Origin of the sequence: Salipiger marinus (assembly GCF_035481585.1) — a bacterium.
Classification (GTDB): Bacteria; Pseudomonadota; Alphaproteobacteria; order Rhodobacterales; family Rhodobacteraceae; genus Salipiger; species Salipiger marinus.
Genome location: NZ_JAYKSL010000021.1, coordinates 1 through 18,144, shown reverse-complemented (window position 1 = coordinate 18,144; position 18,144 = coordinate 1). Strand labels below are relative to the sequence as shown.

The window sequence follows — 18,144 nt, the reverse complement described above, 5'->3', positions numbered from 1 at the left end:
GTGACGACCGACGGACAGCTGTTGCGGGTGGAGATGATCGGTCCGCTGCGCGTGACCGGACCCGACTGCGTCGACATCACCCCGCAGGGCGCCAAGAATCAGGGCGTTCTGGCCCTGCTGATGCTGTCGCCCGGCATGCGCCGCCCGCGCCGCTGGGTGGAAGACAAGCTGTGGTCCAGCTTTGCCCCCGAACAGGCCAGCGCGAATCTGCGGCAGGCGCTCAGCAAGCTGCGCCGGAGCTTGGGTCCGTGGGAGGATGTGCTGGGGGCCGACCGCAGCAGCGTCTGGCTGGATCCGGCTCGCCTGCATGTGGACGTGCTGGAAAACGAGTTCCGCATCGAAGACGGGTTCGACCTGCTCGAAGGGCTGGACGTGCGCGATCCCGAATTCGAGGACTGGCTGCGCAGCGAACGCTCGCGCTTTGCCGACCGGGTGGGGGCGGCGCGGCCCGCGCTGCCCGGCGGGCTGCTGATCCGCTGCCGCACCAGCCTGAACGGCACCGGCCTGCCCGAGGTGCTGGGCGACATCCTTGCCAACCGCATCGGCGAAAACATCGCCGAACAGGTGCGGGCATGGCGGCAGTCCGGACGGCATGTGGATGCGGGCGCCGAGGATCGCGGCGATCTGGAAATCACCTGCGATCTGATGGACAGCGACGGCAGGCTGCATGTCTTTGCCAAGGTGGTGCATCTTCCCTCGGCGCGCATCCTCTATTCCAAGCTGCAGCCCATCGTGTCGGCAGAGACCATCCTTGGCTCTGACGACGCGATCTGCGCGATGATCTTCGAGGCGGCGGACCGCACGCTGGGCCGCCTGCCGCTGGCCATCGAGAATGCCCGCCCCGAAGCCCGGGCCACGGCGCTGGCGCGGCTGGCGCTTTATCGCATGTTCACCTTCCAGCCGGACGCGCTGCGCGAGGCCGACAGCCTGCTGCTGCAGGCGCATGAGGTCGACCGCAACGGCATCTATATCGCGTGGCGCAGCCTGATCCGCACCATCCAGATGATCGAGCTGCTGGAGCCGGATCTGGCCGCACTTTACGAAGAAACCCAGATGCTGAACCACAAGGCGCTGGAACAGGGCGCCGACAATGCGCTGGTGCAGGCGCTGGTCAGTCAGGTGCGGGTCATGGCGATGGGGGATGCGGCGGGCGGGCTTGAACTGGCGGAACGCTCGGTGGACCGCAACCCGGCGGGGGGCTTTGGCTGGCTGTCGCTGGCGGTGGCGCGGATGCTGGCGGGGGATCACCGGCAGGCGCTGGACATGTCGCGCCACGCCCGCAGCATCGCGCGGCATTCCCCGTTCCGCCACTGGTGGGATCTGTATCACTGCATCGTCAGCGTGGCCTGCAACGAGCCGCATATGGCCATCGAGGCCGGAGAGGCGGCGGCCCGCGCCGCGCCCTCCTTCCGGCCCGCGCACCGGCATCTGCTGGCGCTTTACGCGCTGGACGGACAGCTGGAGAAGGCGCGCGCCGTGGCCGAACGGCTGGCCCGGATCGAGCCGGGCTTCAGCCTTGACCGGCTGGTGAATGATGACGCCTATCCGGTGCGCACCCTGCGCAGCAAGGGCCTGCTGGAGCCGATCCGCGCGCTGCTGTGACCTAGCGCCGGGCGGTCCAGATGATGTGCCGGGGGCCGCGCTTGCCCCGCCCTGCCGGAACGCTGTGCGTCTCGGCCTGAAAGCCGCAGCGCCCCAGCCGCCGGGTGAAGGCGGGATCGGGGGCGGCGGACCAGACCGCCAGCACGCCGCCGGGGCTAAGCGCGCGATGCGCCGCGCGCAGGCCCGCTTCGCCATAAAGCCCGTCATTGCCCGCGCGGGTCAGGCCATCGGGCCCGTTGTCCACATCCAGCAGGATCGCGTCATAGGGCGGTGCGGCGGTCCGGATCTCTGCCGCCACATCGCCCGCGCGCAGCAGCACGCGCGGATCCTCCAGACAGCCGCCGAACACCTCGGCCATCGGGCCGTGCGCCCAGCCGATCAGATCGGGCACGATTTCCGACACCACCACTTGCGCGGCGGCGGGCGTGGCGGCAAGGGCGGCGCGCAGGGTAAAGCCCATCCCCAGCCCGCCGATCAGCAGCCGCGGCGCGGGACGGGCGCCGATCCGGTCCAGCGTCAGCGTGGCCAGCGATTCCTCTGACCCGCCCAGACGGCTGTTCATCAGCTCGTTGCCGCCCTCCAGCCGGATGGAATATTCGGTGCCGCGCCGCAGCAGGCGCAGCGTGTCGCCCTGCGGCGCCGATGCCGTGGCCAGAAGTTCCCAAGGCAGCATGGCAGTGTCCCTGTCCCGAAGTCTGCGCTGCCCTTAGCTCATCGGGGACCGCAGGTGAAGCCGCGCCAGCCATGCCGATGCGCCGCCGCAGGCAGACCCCTCCCGCCCCCGGATCAGGACAGCCGGTCGCGCAGCTTGTTCACCGGGCCGCGCAGGCTCTGCACCGCAAGCCCGATCAGCCGCCCCGCAGGGATGCGCGCGGGCGGGTCAGCAGGCCAGAGCTGCGCCCCCTCTGCCGGATCGGTCAGCGTGGCGGCAAAGGCCCGGCCCAGCACCGCAGAGGTGGGCACGCCGCGCCCGGAATAGCCCAGTAGCCCCCACAGCCCCTCCTCCAGTTCAAAGATCGCCGGGCGCTGCCGCGCCGAAATGCCGACGGTGCCGGTCCAGTGATGGGTCCAGACCAGCCCCTGCAGTTCCGGGAACCGCCGCGCCAGCCGCGCCCCCTGTTCGGCGACGGTGGGCGCGGTCCACCGCCCGCGCCGCAGTTCCACCAGCCCGCCGGTGATGATGCGCCCCGTGGCATCGACCCGAAAGAACATCGGATCGCGCCGCGTGTCGCTGAAATTCACGCCAGAGGGCAGCACGGCGGCGCGCTGATGCGGCTGCAGCGGTGCGCTGGCAATGGCGTAAGAGGTCATGGGCACAAGGCTTGCCCGCATCCGCGCGGGCACCGCCCCCATGCCATAGGCATTGGTGGCCAGCCCGACCTTGCGGGCGGTGATCTCTCCCTCCGGGGTGGCAAGGATCCACGCGCCGTCCCGCCCGCGCCGCAGCCCGGTCACAGGGGTCCGGGTGTGAAGCCGCGCGCCCGCCGCCTGCGCCGCCCGTGCAAGGCCGCGCACATAGGCAAGCGGGTTCAGATGGCCGCCATCGCGATGCAGCCAGCCGCCAAAGGTGCCGGACACGCCGCTGAGCGCCGCAACCTCCTCCGGGTCCAGAAACGCATCTGCCTTGCCAAGGGCGGCATATCTCGCATGGGTGGCGCGCGCCCGCTCCAGCCCCTTTGCGGAATGCGCGGCCTGCAGCCAGCCCTTCTGCACCGGGTCGCAGGCGATGCCCAGTTCGGCGATCTGGTCAAAGACCAGCCTGCCCGCGTCGCGCAGCAGGGCAAAGCCTGCGGGGGGCAGCTGGGTTTCGTCAAGATAGCCGAAGACCGGAATGCACTGGCCATGATTGCGCCCCGACCCGCCCTGCCCGACCTCCCCCGCCTCGATCAGCGCCACCGACAGGCCACGGCGGCTCAGCTCCAGCGCGGCGATGCAGCCGCTGAACCCCGCCCCCACCAGCGCCACGTCGACGCGCAGGCTGCCCCGCAGCGGCCCGGCCTGCGGCGCGCAGGGCGCGGTCAGCGCATAGGGCGGAATCCGGAAGATCTGGTCTGTCATGCCTCTGCCCCTGTCTGTGTCAGCGTGGACAGCGCGTCGCCCAGCCGGTTGGCCCAGTCCGCCTGCCCCTGCGGCGTCTCCAGCAGGTCATTGGACACCTCGAACCCGCAGGCGCGATAGCCGCTGCCCCATGTGTGCCGGTCAAGCGTGTAGGCGCCTTCGCGCCCGGAATAAGGCTGGTTGTCGCCCAGCGTCAGGCCGCGCGCGCCCAGCGCCTCCAGCAGCGGATGGGCGAGCGTCGGCGCCTCGTTCCAGATCGTGCCGCCATCCCACGGGCGGCGCTGCCCGCCGAACTGCCGGGTGCAGCTGTGCAGGGCAAAAAACAGCGGATTGCGGTGGCGGCGGGTGACCTGGTCCCAGACCGAGGTGATCGCGGCATGATAGGGCCAGAAGATCGCGTCCTGCCGCGCCCGGCGTGTTGCTGGGTCCAGCGTGACATTGCCGGGCACGGGCACGCCCTCCACCTGCGTCAGGATCGAGCGCGGATCGTCAAGCCAGCGGTTCAGGTCGATCACCAGCCGACTGACCGTGCCCAGCAGCACCGGCGCATCCAGCCGCTGCGCCAGCGCTTGGGCCAGCGGCGCCACGCCCAGATCGCAGAAATGATGGGTGTGCCGCCAGTTCTCGGCCAGACCCAGCGCGCCAAAGCGGGCGGGCGTGGCGGTGCCTGCGTGATCGACGACGATCAGCCCGGGGAAGCGGCCTTCGGGGTTCAGCAGGACGGGTGCCTCGATCATGCCGGATCTCCGCTGCGGCGCAGCGCCTCCAGCCGGGCGAGGCGATCCTTGGCGCCGTCGCGGTCGCGGTCGACCACCGCCGCCACCAGCGCCTCGACCTGCGCCGTGGGCACCACCCGCGACCCGAAGGGCGAGGCGGACTGATCCGGCGCGGTCAGCACCGCCTCTGCCAGCGCGGCCACCGGAGAGCGCCAGAAATCGGTCAGCAGCACGATCCGCGCCCCCGCCGCCCGGGCGCCTTCGGCAAAGCGCAGCAGATCCTCCTGATAGCGGCGGTAATCGAACAGCACGATCACGTCGCGCGGCCCCAGATCCACCAGCGCGTCATAGGCAAAGCCCAGCGGCTGCTCCAGCAGCGCCACATTGGCCCGCACCTGCCCCAGCTGCAGCGCCAGCCGCTGCGCAAGGTTGCGGCTGTAGCGTCCGCCCAGCGGCCGGATGGTCAGTTTCGGATCGGCCAGCAGATCGGCGATGGCGTCGAATTCGGCGGGCACCACCCGTTCGGCCATGCGGCGGAAGCTTTCCGCCTGCATCAGCAGCACCCGGCGATAAAGGTGATCCCCTGCCCCGCCCGCCTGCTCTGCGGGGTGGTCCATCTGCACCAGCGGCGAGCCTAGCTGCCGGTCCACCTCCTGTTTCACCGCCGCCTGAAATTCGGCGAAGCGGACAAAGCCCAGCTTGGCCAGATAGCGCAGCACGGTGGGGCCGCTGACCCCGGCGCGCCCAGCCAGTGCCTCGACCGTGCCCAGCGCGCTGGCGGGAAAGTTTTCGGCAAAGGCCGCAGCCAGCTTCCGCTCGGCCTGAGATACAGCCGAATTGCGCAGCCGGGCGGCAAGATCATCGGAGGATGTCATGGGAAGACGCAGTAATTCCTGTGTACCGTTTGATACAAGTTGACGGAATCATGAAGACTACGCAACATTTAATACACCCGCCCCGCCTCTGCGCCCGCCGCATCGCGGGAGCCAACACCGACCGGCCGCGCAAGGTGACCGGCACAGACACCGACAGGAGAGCCCAGATGAAGACCTTTTCATGGATGGTCGGAACGGCGCTGACGCTGCTTCCGATGACCGCCACCGCCGAACGCGGCAGCGACGGCGACCTGCGCATTCTGTACTGGCAGGCCGCGTCGACGATGAACCCCTATCTGTCGGGCATCGCCAAGGAGGTGGAGGCCGCCTCGCTGGTGCTGGAGCCGCTGGCGCGTTTCGACGAGACCGGCGCGCTGGTGCCGGTGCTGGCCGAAAGCATTCCCACGCTGGAAAACGGCGGGGTCAGCGCCGACCTGACCCGCATCACATGGACCCTGCGCGAGGGGCTGACATGGGCCGATGGCAGCCCGGTCACGCCGCAGGACGCGATCTTTACATGGCGCTACTGCACGGATGACCAAAGCGGCTGCGCCGCGCTGTCGCTGTTCGACGGGGTGGAGGAGGTGGTGGCCCTGGACGAGCGGCGCGTTGAAATCCGCTTTTCGGAACCGAAGCCCTATCCCTATACCGCCCTTGTCAGTTCCGAAGCGCCGCTGCTGCAGGAGGCGCAGTTTGCCGACTGCACCGGCGCCCGCGTCGCGCAATGCACCGAACAGAACACCTATCCCATCGGCACCGGCCCCTACCGGGTGGAGGAGTTCCGCGCCAATGACGTGATCACCTACACGCTCAACCCCGAATACCGCGAGGCGGACAAGCCCGCCTTTGCCACGGTGACGATCAAGGGCGGCGGCGATCCGGCCTCTGCGGCGCGGGCGGTGCTGCAGACGGGCGAGGTGGATTATGCGTGGAACCTGCAGCTGTCGCCCGACATTCTGGCGCAGATGACCGGCGGCCCGGGCGAGGTGATCACCTCGGACAGTCCGGCGGTGGAGTTCCTGTTCCTGAACCAGACCGATCCCGACCCCGCGCTTGGCGAGGCGCGCGCCACCGTGGCGGGCGGGGCGCATCCGGCCTTTACCGATCCACGGGTCGGGCAGGCGCTGTCGCTGGCCATCGACCGCGCGGTGATCGCCGAGGCGCTTTATGGCGATGCGGGGGTGCCGGGCTGCGCGGTGGTGCCAACGCCCGCGCTTTACGCCTCTGACACCCATGCGGACTGTGCGACGCAGGATCTGGACCGCGCCGCCGCCCTGCTGGACGAGGCGGGCTGGACCGACAGCGATGGGGACGGCATCCGCGACCGCGACGGGCGCAAGCTGTCGCTGCTGTTCCAGACCTCGACCAATGGCGTGCGGCAGGACAGTCAGGCGCTGATCAAGGACTGGTGGCGGCAGATCGGCGTGGAGACGGAGCTGCGCAACATCGACGCTTCGGTGTTCTTTGGCGGCGATCCCGGCTCGCCCGACACGCGGCAGAAATTCTTTGCCGATGTCCAGATGTATACGGACAACGCCAAGGGACAGGATCCCGAAGCCTTCCTTGGCAACTGGAGCTGCGCCAATATCCCCTCGCCCGCGACGCAGTGGCAGGGCAACAACATCCAGCGCTTCTGCTCTGCCCCCTATGAGGCGCTGATCCGGGAATTCCGCACCGCCGGATCGCTGGAGGACCGGGGCCGGATCGGGCGGGCCATGAACGACCTGCTTGTGGAGTCCTATTCCATCCTGCCGCTGATCCACCGCCACACCATCTCGGGCAAGGCGGCGACGCTGGAAGGCGTGCGGATGAACAGCTGGGACAGCCAGATCTGGAACATCGCCGACTGGCACCGCGCCGACTGACACAGGCCGCGCCCCCGCCTCCGGACCGGAGTGCGGGGCGCGGCGCCCTTTCCGGTCGCCCCCGCAGGTTTCAATGCAATGTTATAACGTCGCAAAATCAAAGGAAAAATCCGGCTGGATCACATATCTGTCACCTGACGCTCCTAGGGTCCGCGCAGATTGTCATGGAGCCCAATCATGAAACAGATTCTCCTTTCCACCGCCGCCATCCTCGGCCTTGCCACTGTCGCTTCCGCTCAGGATCTGCCGCAGGCCGGGTCCGACTGGTATCAGGCCGCTCAGGACACCATCGCCGAGCGTCTGGCCGTGCAGCCGAACACCGCGACCGCCAAGAACGTGATCCTGTTCACCGCAGACGGCAACGGCGTGGGCACCAACTACGCCATCCGCCTGTTCTCCGGCCAGCAGGAAGGCGGTCTGGGGGATGAGTATGTCCAGCCGCACGAAACCTTCCCGCATGTCGCGCTGGTGAAGACCTATTCCTCGAACGGCCAGACCCCCGACTCCGCCCCCACCGCCATGGCGATGAACTCGGGCGTCAAGGGCAAGAACGGCATGATCAACATCATGGACACCGTGGCTGTCGAAGACTGCGCCGCTGGGGCTGATGCCGGGACCAAGCTGTTCTCGGAAATCGCGACCGAGATGGGCAAGTCGGTTGGCGTCATCTCCACCGCGCGCATCACCCACGCGACCCCGGCGGCGGTCTATGCCCGCACCGTGAGCCGCGACTGGGAAGACAACTCTGCCCTGCCCGAAGGCTGCGAGCAGAAGGACATCGCCGCACAGCTGATCGACCAGATGCAGGCGGGCGTGATCGACGTGGCCTTCGGCGGGGGCCGCGCGCATTTCCTGCCGACCGACGTGACTGATGTGGAAGGCAAGACCGGCAAGCGGACCGATGGCCGCAATCTGGTGGAAGAAGCCACCGGGCTCGGCGCGCAGGTCGTGTTCGGCGAAGAGGATTTCTCTGCCCTGACCGCAGGCAACAACGCGCCCATCCTTGGCCTTTTCGAGGCCAGCCACATGAAATACGAACATGACCGCACCGGCGAGCCCTCGCTGGCGGAGATGACCGAAGCCGCGATCGAAGCCCTGTCCACCAATGACGAAGGCTTCTACCTGTCGATCGAAGCGGGCCGCGTCGACCATGCCAACCACGAAGGCAACCTTTATCGCGTGCTGGCTGACGGCAAGGCCTTTGCCGATGCCATCGCCAAGGCGATGGAACTGACCAATGCCGAAGACACGCTGATCATCGTCACCGCCGACCACGAGCACGCCATCTCCTTCAACGGCTATTGCGGGCGCGGTTCCAACATCGTCGGTCTCTGCATGGAAGAAAACGAAGCGGGCATCGAACATAACGGTACGCCGAACCTTGGCGCCGATGGCAAGCCCTACACCGTGGCCGGTTACCTGAACGGCGCCGGGTCGGTGCTGATCGAACAGGCCGATGGCACCTTCTCGGGCAGCCGTCCGGACCTGACCGAAGAAGAAGCGACCGATCCCGACTACCTGCAGCAGGCGCTGATCCCCATGTCCTCTGAAACCCATTCGGGCGAAGACGTGGCCGTGTTTGCCCGTGGCCCCTGGTCGCATCTGTTTGGCGGCGTGATCGAGCAGAACGTGATCTTCCACGTGATGAACCACGCCGTTACCGCCGAATAATCCCGGCGCTGCGTTACGGATGTGCAGGCCCCGGATCATCTCCGGGGCCTGTGCCGTTGCCGGACGTTATGCGGGTGTCACATGCCCGCGCCATATCTGCCGCGAAAGGACATGCCATGAACCGACGCCATCTGCTTGCGCTGCCGCTTGCGCTGCTTGCCCCCCGCGCCGTCGCGCAGGACGGCCCGATCCTCCTGCGCGATCTCTACAACAAGGATCTGAGCTTTTCCGACGCGGCGCTCTCCGCCGAAGGCGGGCGGCTGGCAGTCGAAGGATTCATGGCGCCGCCGCTGAAGGCCGATTCGGTGTTCTTCGTGCTGACCAAGCGCCCCATGGCGGTCTGCCCGTTCTGCGAGCCGGGGATGCCATGGCCCGATGACATTCTGGCGGTCTATGCCAAGCGCATCGTCGACGTGGTGCCGTTCAACGTGCCCATCGTGGTCGAAGGCGTGCTGGAACTGGGCGACGAGGTCGACCCCGAGCTGGGCTTCTATTCCAAGGTGCGGCTGACCGACGCCACCTTCCGGCGGATCTGAGCGATGAGGGCCCCGGATCTGCGGGTAGAGGGGCTGCGCGTGCAAAGCCGCGAAGGCCGGGTGCTGCTGGCCATCGACCATCTGGCGCTGCCCGGCGGGCAGAGCCTTGCGCTGACCGGCGCCTCGGGGGCGGGCAAATCCACCTTCCTGCACGTGCTGTCGGGGCTGGTGCGCCCCCATGCAGGCCGGGTGATCTGGGGCGAGACCGACATTGCCGCGCTGTCCGAAGATGCGCGCGCCGCCTTTCGCCGCGACCGGCTGGGGCTGGTGTTTCAGGACTGCCACCTGTTCGAGGAACTGTCGGCGCTTGGCAATGCCGCACTGGCCAGCGCCTTTGCGCCGCGCGCCGCCCGTGCGCCGATCCGCGCCGCCGCCGCGCGCTGGCTGGCCGGGCTGGGGCTGGGACAGGCGGGCGCGCGCCCCGTGGACAGCTTTTCGGGCGGCGAACGGCAGCGCATCGCCGTCGCGCGCGCGCTTGCGGGCGATCCGCCGGTCATTCTGGCCGATGAGCCGACCGCCGCGCTGGACCGGGCCAATGCCGATGCACTGGGGGCGGATCTGGTGCGGCTCGCGCAGCAGGACGGGCGCGGGCTGATCGTGGTCACCCATGATGCAGGCCTTGCCGCGCGCATGACCCGGCAGCTGCGGCTGGCCGATGGCCGCATCGCGGAGGACAGCCATGCGTGATCTGTGGATGTCGCTGCCCGCCACAGCGCAGGATGCAGCCCTGGCGCTGGCGCTGGTCGCGCCGGGCCTGCTGCTGGGGCTTTGGGTGATGCGCGGGCTGCGCCCGCTGCCGCTGGTCGGCGCGATGCTGCGGCGGTTCTCTTGGGTCAACGGGCTGTTCGTGCTGCTGATCGCCGTGTCGGTGGGGCTAGGTGTCGGGCTGCTGGCGCAGGAGCGCGGGCTGCGGCAGGGATCGGCCCGCGCCGCCGAAAAATTCGACCTGATCGTCGCGGCTCCGGGCAGCGAGGTGACGGTGATGCTGGCCTCGGTCTATCTGCAGCCTTCGGACATGGCGCTGATCACCGGCCCGCAATATGCCGAGATCGCGGCGACCGAAGGCGTGGCGCTGGCCGCCCCCATCGCCTTTGGCGACAGCCATGCGGGCGCGCCGGTCGTGGGCACCACGGCAGAGTTCGTGACCCATCTTGCCGGGCCGCTGGCCGAGGGGCGCAGCTTTGCCACGGCGCAGGAGGCGGTGGCAGGCGCCTTTGCGCCGGTGGATGTCGGCGACAGTTTCACCCCGGCGCATGGCCATGGCGCCATGGCCGAAGGCGACGCCCATGCCGGGCACGCCTATACCGTGACGGGGCGCATGGCCGCCACCGGCAGCCCGTGGGACCGCGCCATCCTTGTGCCCGTCGAGGGCGTGTGGGAGGTGCATGGCCTTGCCAGCGGCCACGCGCCCGGCACCGACCGCATCGGCCCGCCCTTCGATGCCGAGTATATGCCCGGCACTCCCGCCGTGCTGGTGCGCGCCACCGAGCTGTGGGGCAATTACGCGCTGCGCTCGCGTTTTACCCGCAGCGACATGATGGCGTTTTTCCCGGGCACGGTTCTGGCGCAGCTGCACGGGCTGATGCGCGACATCCGGTCGGCCATGTCGCTGATGGCAGGGCTGACGCAGGTGCTGGTGGCGCTGTCGGTGCTGATCGGCCTCATGATCCTTGTCCGGCTGATCGCGCGCAGCCTTGCGCTGCTGCGGGCGATCGGGGCGCCGCTGCGCTTTGTCTTCGCCGTGGTCTGGAGCTATTGCGCCGCCCTGATCCTCAGCGGGGCAGCCTTGGGGCTGGCGCTGGGATTTGTCGCGGCACGTGGTCTTTCGGCGCTGGTGACCGCCCGCACCGACGTGCTGGTGACCGCAGGCCTTGGCTGGCCGGAACTGCATCTGGTGGCGGGATTTGTCAGCGTCACGCTGCTGATGGCCCTGCTGCCCGCGTGGCTGGCCGTGCGCCGCCCGCTTCTGTCCGACCTTCGCACCTAGAGGTATCCCATGCGCGCCGCCCTTTCTGCTTTTGCCCTGTGCCTGCTCGCCGCCCCGGCGCTTGCCGAAAACCATGACCATGCCGACCATGTCGCAGAGGCCGAGGGCCTGCGCGTCATCCACGCCTGGGCCGCCGCCACGCCACGCGGCGATGCGGCGCTGGTCTATATGGACATCGAAAACGCCACCGGATCCGAGGTGGTGCTGACCGGCGGCGAGGCGCTTGGCCAGCCGCTGGATCTGGTGGGCTTCGGCTATGGCGCCACGGGCGAGACATGGACCGTGCTGCCCGCCCTGCCGCTGGGACCGGGGCAGAAGCTGATGCTGGCGCCAAAGGTGCTGGCGCTGCGCCTGTCGGATCTGCCGCAGCCGCTGGAAGACGGCGGCGATCTGGATCTGGAGGTGCATTTCGGCGACCTGCATCTGGAGGCGCATGTGGAAATCGGCGCGGCGGATGCCACCGCCCACAGCCATGCCGGGCATATGCACTGACCGGGGGGGGCGCGCGCTCTCCACAAGCGGGCACGGGCCTGCTAAGAGCTTGGGGGACTTCCCGAAGAAAGGGCGCCTGACATGACCGCACCAAAACCCGTCGTCCTGACCATCCTTGATGGCTGGGGCCTGCGCGAAGACACCGCCTATAACGCGCCCGCGCTGGCCCGGACGCCGACCATGGACCGGCTTCTGGCCACCTGCCCCCATGCCACGCTGACCACCTTTGGCCCCGATGTCGGCCTGCCCAAGGGACAGATGGGCAATTCCGAGGTGGGCCATACCAATATCGGCGCGGGCCGAGTGGTGGCGATGGATCTGGGCCAGATCGATCTGGCCATCGAGGATGGCAGCTTTTTCGACAATGCCGCCATCGTGGATTTTGCCGAAACCGTGAAGGCGGCGGGCGGCACCGCGCATCTGATGGGCGTGGTGTCCGATGGCGGGGTGCATGGCCATATCACCCATATCAAGGCGGCGGTGCGCCTGCTGACCGATCGCGGCCTGCCCGTGGTGGTGCATGCCATCACCGATGGCCGCGACGTGGCGCCCAGTTCGGGCAAGGGGTTTGTGGCCGATCTGGCCGACAGCCTGCCCGAAGGCGCCCGCATCGGCACGGTGATCGGGCGCTATTACGCCATGGACCGGGATACCCGCTGGGAGCGGGTCGAACGCGCCTATGATGCGATGATCCGGGGTCAGGGCGTTGCCGCCCCCGACGCGGTCACCGCCGTGACCCAGAGCTATGCCGACGACAAGACCGACGAATTCATCCTGCCCAGCGTCATCGGGGACTATGCCGGGGTGGCGGCGGGGGACGGGCTCTTTTGTCTCAACTTCCGGGCCGACCGCGCGCGCGAGATCCTGTCGGCCATCGGTGATGCCGAATTTGACGGCTTTGCCCGCGATCTGCCGGATCTGTCGGCGCTGCTGGGGATGGTGGAATATTCCAGCCGCCACAACAGCTTCATGACCACCGCCTATCCCAAGCGCGTGCTGGTCAACACGCTGGGCGAATGGGTGGCGCAGCACGGGCTGCGGCAGTTCCGTCTGGCCGAGACCGAAAAATACCCCCATGTCACCTTCTTCCTGAACGGCGGCAAGGAAGAGCCGGAGGAAGGCGAAGACCGCTTCATGCCGCAATCGCCGAAGGTCGCCACCTATGACCTGCAGCCGGAGATGAGCGAACCCGAGGTGGCCGCGAAATTCGTCGAGGTGATCGGACAGGGATACGATCTGATCGTGACCAATTTCGCCAATCCCGACATGGTCGGCCATACCGGCGATCTGGACGCCGCGATCCGCGCCTGCGAGGCGGTGGATGACGGTCTGGGACAGGTTCTGGCCGCGCTGGAACAGGCGGGCGGCGCGATGCTGGTCATCGCCGATCACGGCAATTGCGAAACCATGTGGGATGACGAGACCAACGGCCCCCACACCGCCCACACCACCAACCCGGTGCCGGTGATCCTGTTCGGCGGGCCCGAGGGCGCGACGCTGCGCGACGGCATCCTTGCCGATGTGGCGCCGACGCTGCTGCAGCTGATGGGCCTGCCGCAGCCCGCCGAGATGACGGGCAAGAGCCTGATCGGGGAATGATCCGCACAGCGCTGGTCCTTGCTCTGCTGGCCGCCCCCGCCGTGGCGCAGGATCAGGCGCAGGCGGCGCGCAACGCCGCCCGCGCGCTGGAAGAAGCCTCGGTGCAGCTTGACGCTGCGGAAAGCGCGCGTGACCAGGTGCGGGCGCTGACCCAGACGGTGCAGGCCTATGAGGAGGGGCTGGCAGCCCTGCGCGACGGGCTGCGCGAGGCCGCGATCCGCGAAACCGAACTCAGCCGCCGTCTGGCCGCGCAGGAGGGCGAGATCTCGCAGCTTCTGGGGGTGCTGTCGGCGCTTGGCACCGCGTCCGGCCCGCAGGCGCTGCTGCATCCCGACGGGCCGGTGGGGTCGGCCCGGGCGGGGATGATGCTGGCCTCGGTCACGCCGGGTCTGGCGCAGGAGGCGCAGCAGCTGCGCGCCGATCTGACCGAGGTGGCCGATCTGCGCGCCCTGCAGGAAAACGCCGCCGCCACCCTGCGCGACGGGCTGGCGGGGGTGCAGACCGCGCGCACCGAGCTGAGTCAGGCCGTGGCCGACCGCACCGCCCTGCCGAAGCGGTTCACCGAGGATCCGGTGCGCACCGCCATCCTGATCGCCGCCACCGAAACGCTGGAGGGCTTCGCCTCCGGCCTGTCGGAGATCGCCACGAACGAAACCCCCGCCGACCTGCCGCCCGTCGCGGCGCGGCGCGGCAGCCTGCCCCTGCCCGTGCGGGGCGAAATCCTGCGCCGGGCCGGGGAAGCCGATGCCGCAGGCGTCAGCCGCCCCGGCATCGTGGTGGCCACCCGGTCGCGGGCGCTGGTCACCACCCCCGCCGCCGCCACCGTGCGCTACAGCGGTCCGCTGCTGGATTACGGGCTGGTCACCATTCTGGAGCCGCAGCCCGACCTGCTGCTGGTGCTGGCCGGGCTCGACACCACCTATGCGCAGACCGGCGAGATCCTGCCCGAAGGCGCACCGGTTGGGCTGATGGGCGGCGACGAGCCCGGCACGGGCGAGGATCCGTCACCGTCACGTGAAGCCTCCGGCGCTGGACGCACGGAGACGCTGTATATAGAGGTAAGGGAAGGCGACGCCCCCGTGGACCCGCTAGAGTGGTTCGCCAGCGACAAGGGATGAATTGGGCATGAAGAAGTTTCTGATGGCCGCCGCGGGTGGCACGATCGCAGGCGTGGTGGCGACGACCCAGTTCGTGGGGCCGCTGCTGGCGCAGGAAGCCGCAAAAACCACAAATGTCTATGAACAGCTTGACCTGTTCGGCGACATCTTCGAACGCATCCGGTCGCAATATGTCGAGGAAGTGGACGAGGGCGAACTGATCGAGGCCGCGATCAACGGCATGCTGACCTCGCTTGATCCGCATTCCAGCTATCTTGCCCCCAATGACGCCGAAGACATGCGGGTGCAGACCCGCGGCGAATTCGGCGGTCTGGGGATCGAGGTCACGCAGGAAGACGGCTTCGTGAAGGTGGTCTCGCCCATCGACGGCACCCCTGCACAGGAAGCGGGCATCGAGGCGGGCGATTTCATCACCCATGTCGATGGCGAATCCGTGCTGGGCCTCAACCTTGACGAGGCGGTGGAGATGATGCGCGGGCCGGTCGGGTCCGAGATCCTCATCACCGTGGTGCGCGAAGGCCGCGACGAGCCCTTCGAGGTGTCGATCATCCGCGACACCATCAAGCTGACGGCGGTGCGCACCCGGCTTGAAGGCAATACCGTGGTGCTGCGCGTCACCACCTTCAACGACCAGACCTTCCCCAATCTCGAAGAAGGTCTGGCAGAGCGGGTGGCCGAAGCGGGCGGCATGGAGAATGTCGAAGGCATCGTGCTCGATCTGCGCAACAACCCCGGCGGTCTGCTGACGCAGGCGATCAAGGTGTCGGACGCGTTCCTCGACAAGGGCGAAATCGTCTCCACCCGGGGCCGCAATGCTGCCGATGGCGAAAGGTTCAACGCCGAGGCGGGCGATCTGGCCGAAGGCAAACCCATGGTCGTGCTGATCAATGGCGGCTCTGCCTCGGCCTCGGAAATCGTGGCGGGCGCGCTGAAGGATCACCGCCGCGCGGTGGTCGTGGGCACCAAGAGCTTCGGCAAGGGTTCGGTGCAGACGGTCATGCCGCTGCGCGGCGACGGCGCCATGCGGCTGACCACGGCGCGCTATTACACGCCCTCGGGCCGGTCGATTCAGGCGCTTGGCGTCTCCCCCGACATCGTGGTGGAACAGCGCCTGCCCGACCCCGAGGACGAGGGCGAAGAGGCCCCCGCAGGCTTCAGCCGGTCCGAGGCGGAACTGCGTGGCCGTCTGGACAATGACAGCCTGTCCGAAGACGAGATCCGCCAGATCGAAGAAGAGCGCACCAAGGCCGAAGAGGCCGCAGCCCTGCGCGAAGAGGATTACCAGCTGGCCTATGCCATCGACATCCTCAAGGGCCTGAGCGTTCTGAACATCGAAGAGCGGATGCAGCAGGCCGCCAGCACCGCCGGACAGGACTGACCCCCGGACAGACCCACAGGGCGCGGCCCCCCAAGGCCGCGCCTCCCCCGGCACGCCCACGCACAGCTCCCCCAGAACCCGCCCGGCCTAGGCGAATACGCCCCTCCTGAAGGCTCAGCCGCCCGCACGGGACGACACGAAGTTTGCCTGAGGCTGGTTGACGTCAGCCACGCAGCCATGCCTTCAGTTTCCAGTGTCTGTCGCGTAGAAGCTGGCCTCGGCTTCCGCTGGCGGGATGTTTCCCGCGGCGGGCGTTGAACCAGTCGCCCCATTCCAGAGTGGCGTCGTCAACCGTGTCGAAGCTGCGCATCGGTCCGCAGCGGTGGATTGGCCTTGAAGAGACTATTGATCGTTTCCGCCAAAGCGTTGTCGTAGCTGTCTCCGACGCTGCCAAACGAAGGCTCGATGCCGACGTCATTCAGCCGCTCGGTGTCACGCACGGGCAGGTATTGGACGGCTTCAACCGGTCGTCGCACCACCTTCGATCATGCCCTGATTGAGCAGCCGGTCGAGAGCCTCTGCCGGTGTTGCCAAGCCTAGCGTTTTCATGGGTCGCGTGTTCAGTGCGCGAGCAACGGCGTTCAGTTCCGTCCGTCAGTGTCGGCTGCCCGCCCAAGACGGGGTTTGGCCTCTTGTGATTGCAGAATATGATCCAGCGGCCGATGGCGGCTTTGGCCTGCGATCCGGTTACCCAAGCGTGCAGGTAGACGCATTTGGATTTCAGGGACCGCCAGAGGCGCTCGATGAAGACGTTGTCGATGCACTTCCCTTTGCCGTCCATGGAGATCCGGGTGCCGGCCCGCCTCAGGCGGTTGGTCCAGGCGAAGGATGTAAACTGTGAACCCTGATCCGTATTCATGACCCCAGGCGCTTAAGGCAGCGAATGGCCCTGTTCAGCGCCTCGACGCAGAAGTCGGCCTCCAGCGTGTTCGAGATGCGCCAGGCCAGAACCTTTCGGGCGAACCAGCCACGAGGCAAAGGAAGCCGCGCCGCATCGGCAGGAAGGTGATATCAGCGCGCCAGATCTGGCCGGGGCGGTCCACGCGCAGACCGGGATAGGTCTTGTGGCCCTTTCTCGGCGTGCTGGTGTCGGGCTTCTGGTAGATCGGCACCAGACGCATGAGCCGCATCAGACGCCTGATGCGCTTCTGGTTCACGCCATGCCCATCTTTGCGCAGCTGCCACGTCATCTGCCGGACGCCGTAGAAGGGCGTGTCGAGGAACTGCTGGTCAATCACCCGCATCAGCTCGAGGTGCTGCTCCGTCGCTCCGACCGATTCATGCCAGAGAGACGAGCGCGAGATCGACAGCAGGCGGCATTGCGCCACGATCGCCAACGCCGGTGGCCCCGCTCAATCATCCCACGCCTCACTTGCTGGTCCCCGGTTTGAGCTTTCGTGACAAAAAACCGTTGGCGACAGCCAGCTCTCCGATCTTGGCCTGCTGCGACCGGACCAACTCCTCATCCACCTCCGCCGCGGGTGTCTTGCCGCCGCGCTCGAAGATAGCCGCGGCCCCGTCGAGCAGCACTTTCTCCCACTGGTGGATCATCGTCGAATGCACGCCGTATTCGGCCGCCGGATCCGACACAGTGAGCTCACCTCAAGCGCCACGCGCGCCCTGAAACCCGCGTCATGGTTCCTGCGCTTCCGCATTTCTGATCTCCTCGTCCTTGGAGACCAGCAAACGTGAGATCGTAGCTTCCGTCACTGTCCGATTTCCAGGGAGTAGCTCAACTTCTGCCGGCTGCGGCATTGTGGGGTCTTCGTCGTGGCTGCCCGCTATTCCCCTGGGATGGCATGGGGAATCCGCCTGTNCTGGTATCGACCTCCTTCTTGCACGTCTCCAGCATTCGGCATGAAGGCGTCACAGAAATTGAGTCAGAGCCAGTTTTGCACGCCGAAACACAGGTCCGTATCGCCGTGCTGAACGGCTATACCGCGCTCGGCATCCCAGTCACAGAGGCCGTGGGATAGGTTTGTCCGGGGAAAGGGGAACACCGGCAATCAGCTCTTTTGTGCAACAGAGCCGGTGCAAATGCAAAAAACGCCTCGTGGGCGCCATGCAAGCTTCTGATATGTTTTGTTTTTTGGTTGCGGGAGTAGGATTTGAACCTACGACCTTCAGGTTATGAGCCTGACGAGCTACCGGGCTGCTCCATCCCGCGCCGATTGCGCTTATGCGCTTTGTTACCGCGATGTTTTGTTTATTGCGGTAATTTGGATCGTGTAGAGAGATACGTTTTGT

Annotated in this window: 14 protein-coding genes, 1 tRNA gene and 2 pseudogenes; 10 read left to right on the top strand and 7 right to left on the bottom strand. The window is 67.6% G+C overall.

Annotated features, from left to right (window positions below; all coding sequences use genetic code 11):
* The gene (locus VK682_RS21425) at positions 1-1,602 is read left to right on the top strand and encodes an AfsR/SARP family transcriptional regulator (RefSeq protein ID WP_230797623.1); all 1,602 of its coding nucleotides are present in this window, start codon (positions 1-3) and stop codon (positions 1,600-1,602) included.
* A 1-nt stretch (position 1,603) separates the two neighbouring features.
* On the opposite strand, the gene VK682_RS21420 is transcribed toward VK682_RS21425, so the two are convergent.
* The 4 genes from VK682_RS21420 to VK682_RS21405 all read right to left on the bottom strand — a co-directional run bounded on the left by VK682_RS21420 (position 1,604) and on the right by VK682_RS21405 (position 5,251).
* Positions 1,604-2,275, bottom strand: a complete 672-nt coding sequence (locus tag VK682_RS21420) for a spermidine synthase (RefSeq protein ID WP_230797624.1) — start codon at positions 2,273-2,275, stop codon at positions 1,604-1,606.
* A gap of 113 nt (positions 2,276-2,388) precedes the next feature.
* Complete coding sequence (locus VK682_RS21415) at positions 2,389-3,660, bottom strand: NAD(P)/FAD-dependent oxidoreductase (protein ID WP_324782534.1); 1,272 nt, start codon at positions 3,658-3,660, stop codon at positions 2,389-2,391.
* A complete protein-coding gene (locus VK682_RS21410) occupies positions 3,657-4,397 on the bottom strand; it encodes an N-formylglutamate amidohydrolase (protein ID WP_324782533.1) in 741 nt (246 codons plus the stop codon). The genes VK682_RS21415 and VK682_RS21410 overlap by 4 nt, the downstream gene beginning before the upstream one ends.
* A complete protein-coding gene (locus tag VK682_RS21405; protein ID WP_324782532.1) occupies positions 4,394-5,251 on the bottom strand; it encodes a MurR/RpiR family transcriptional regulator in 858 nt (285 codons plus the stop codon). The genes VK682_RS21410 and VK682_RS21405 overlap by 4 nt, the downstream gene beginning before the upstream one ends.
* 167 nt (positions 5,252-5,418) lie before the next feature.
* Between VK682_RS21405 and VK682_RS21400 the strand changes: the two genes are divergently transcribed.
* From VK682_RS21400 to VK682_RS21360, 9 genes are all read left to right on the top strand, one after another.
* Positions 5,419-7,116 (top strand): peptide ABC transporter substrate-binding protein, encoded by a 1,698-nt coding sequence (locus VK682_RS21400; RefSeq protein WP_230797628.1) that lies wholly within the window; start codon positions 5,419-5,421, stop codon positions 7,114-7,116.
* Between the two features lie 177 nt (positions 7,117-7,293).
* Complete coding sequence (locus tag VK682_RS21395; RefSeq protein WP_230797629.1) at positions 7,294-8,787, top strand: alkaline phosphatase; 1,494 nt, start codon at positions 7,294-7,296, stop codon at positions 8,785-8,787.
* Positions 8,788-8,903: 116 nt separating this feature from the next.
* Complete coding sequence (locus tag VK682_RS21390) at positions 8,904-9,323, top strand: hypothetical protein (RefSeq protein WP_089850570.1); 420 nt, start codon at positions 8,904-8,906, stop codon at positions 9,321-9,323.
* Positions 9,324-9,326: 3 nt separating this feature from the next.
* Positions 9,327-10,010, top strand: coding sequence for an ABC transporter ATP-binding protein (locus VK682_RS21385; protein ID WP_230797630.1), 684 nt, complete (start codon positions 9,327-9,329; stop codon positions 10,008-10,010).
* Entirely contained in the window at positions 10,003-11,310 is a 1,308-nt protein-coding gene (locus tag VK682_RS21380) for an ABC transporter permease (protein ID WP_230797631.1), read from the top strand. The genes VK682_RS21385 and VK682_RS21380 overlap by 8 nt, the downstream gene beginning before the upstream one ends.
* 9 nt (positions 11,311-11,319) lie before the next feature.
* Complete coding sequence (locus tag VK682_RS21375; RefSeq protein ID WP_230797632.1) at positions 11,320-11,802, top strand: copper chaperone PCu(A)C domain-containing protein; 483 nt, start codon at positions 11,320-11,322, stop codon at positions 11,800-11,802.
* An 81-nt stretch (positions 11,803-11,883) separates the two neighbouring features.
* Entirely contained in the window at positions 11,884-13,401 is a 1,518-nt protein-coding gene (gene gpmI, locus VK682_RS21370) for a 2,3-bisphosphoglycerate-independent phosphoglycerate mutase (protein WP_089850564.1), read from the top strand.
* Positions 13,398-14,519, top strand: coding sequence for a murein hydrolase activator EnvC family protein (locus VK682_RS21365; protein WP_230797633.1), 1,122 nt, complete (start codon positions 13,398-13,400; stop codon positions 14,517-14,519). Before gpmI ends, VK682_RS21365 begins: the two co-directional genes overlap by 4 nt.
* Positions 14,520-14,526: 7 nt before the next feature.
* The gene (locus tag VK682_RS21360) at positions 14,527-15,897 is read left to right on the top strand and encodes a S41 family peptidase (protein ID WP_089850560.1); all 1,371 of its coding nucleotides are present in this window, start codon (positions 14,527-14,529) and stop codon (positions 15,895-15,897) included.
* A gap of 183 nt (positions 15,898-16,080) precedes the next feature.
* On the opposite strand, the pseudogene VK682_RS21355 reads toward VK682_RS21360, so the two are convergent.
* From VK682_RS21355 to VK682_RS21345, 3 genes and pseudogenes are all read right to left on the bottom strand, one after another.
* A pseudogene (locus tag VK682_RS21355) lies at positions 16,081-16,349 on the bottom strand (integrase core domain-containing protein); the annotation flags it as partial.
* Positions 16,350-16,501: 152 nt separating this feature from the next.
* Positions 16,502-17,552 (bottom strand): annotated as a pseudogene (locus tag VK682_RS21350) (IS3 family transposase); the annotation flags it as partial.
* Positions 17,553-17,987: 435 nt separating this feature from the next.
* Positions 17,988-18,064 (bottom strand) — tRNA-Met (locus VK682_RS21345).
* Between the last annotated feature and the right edge of the window lie 80 nt (positions 18,065-18,144).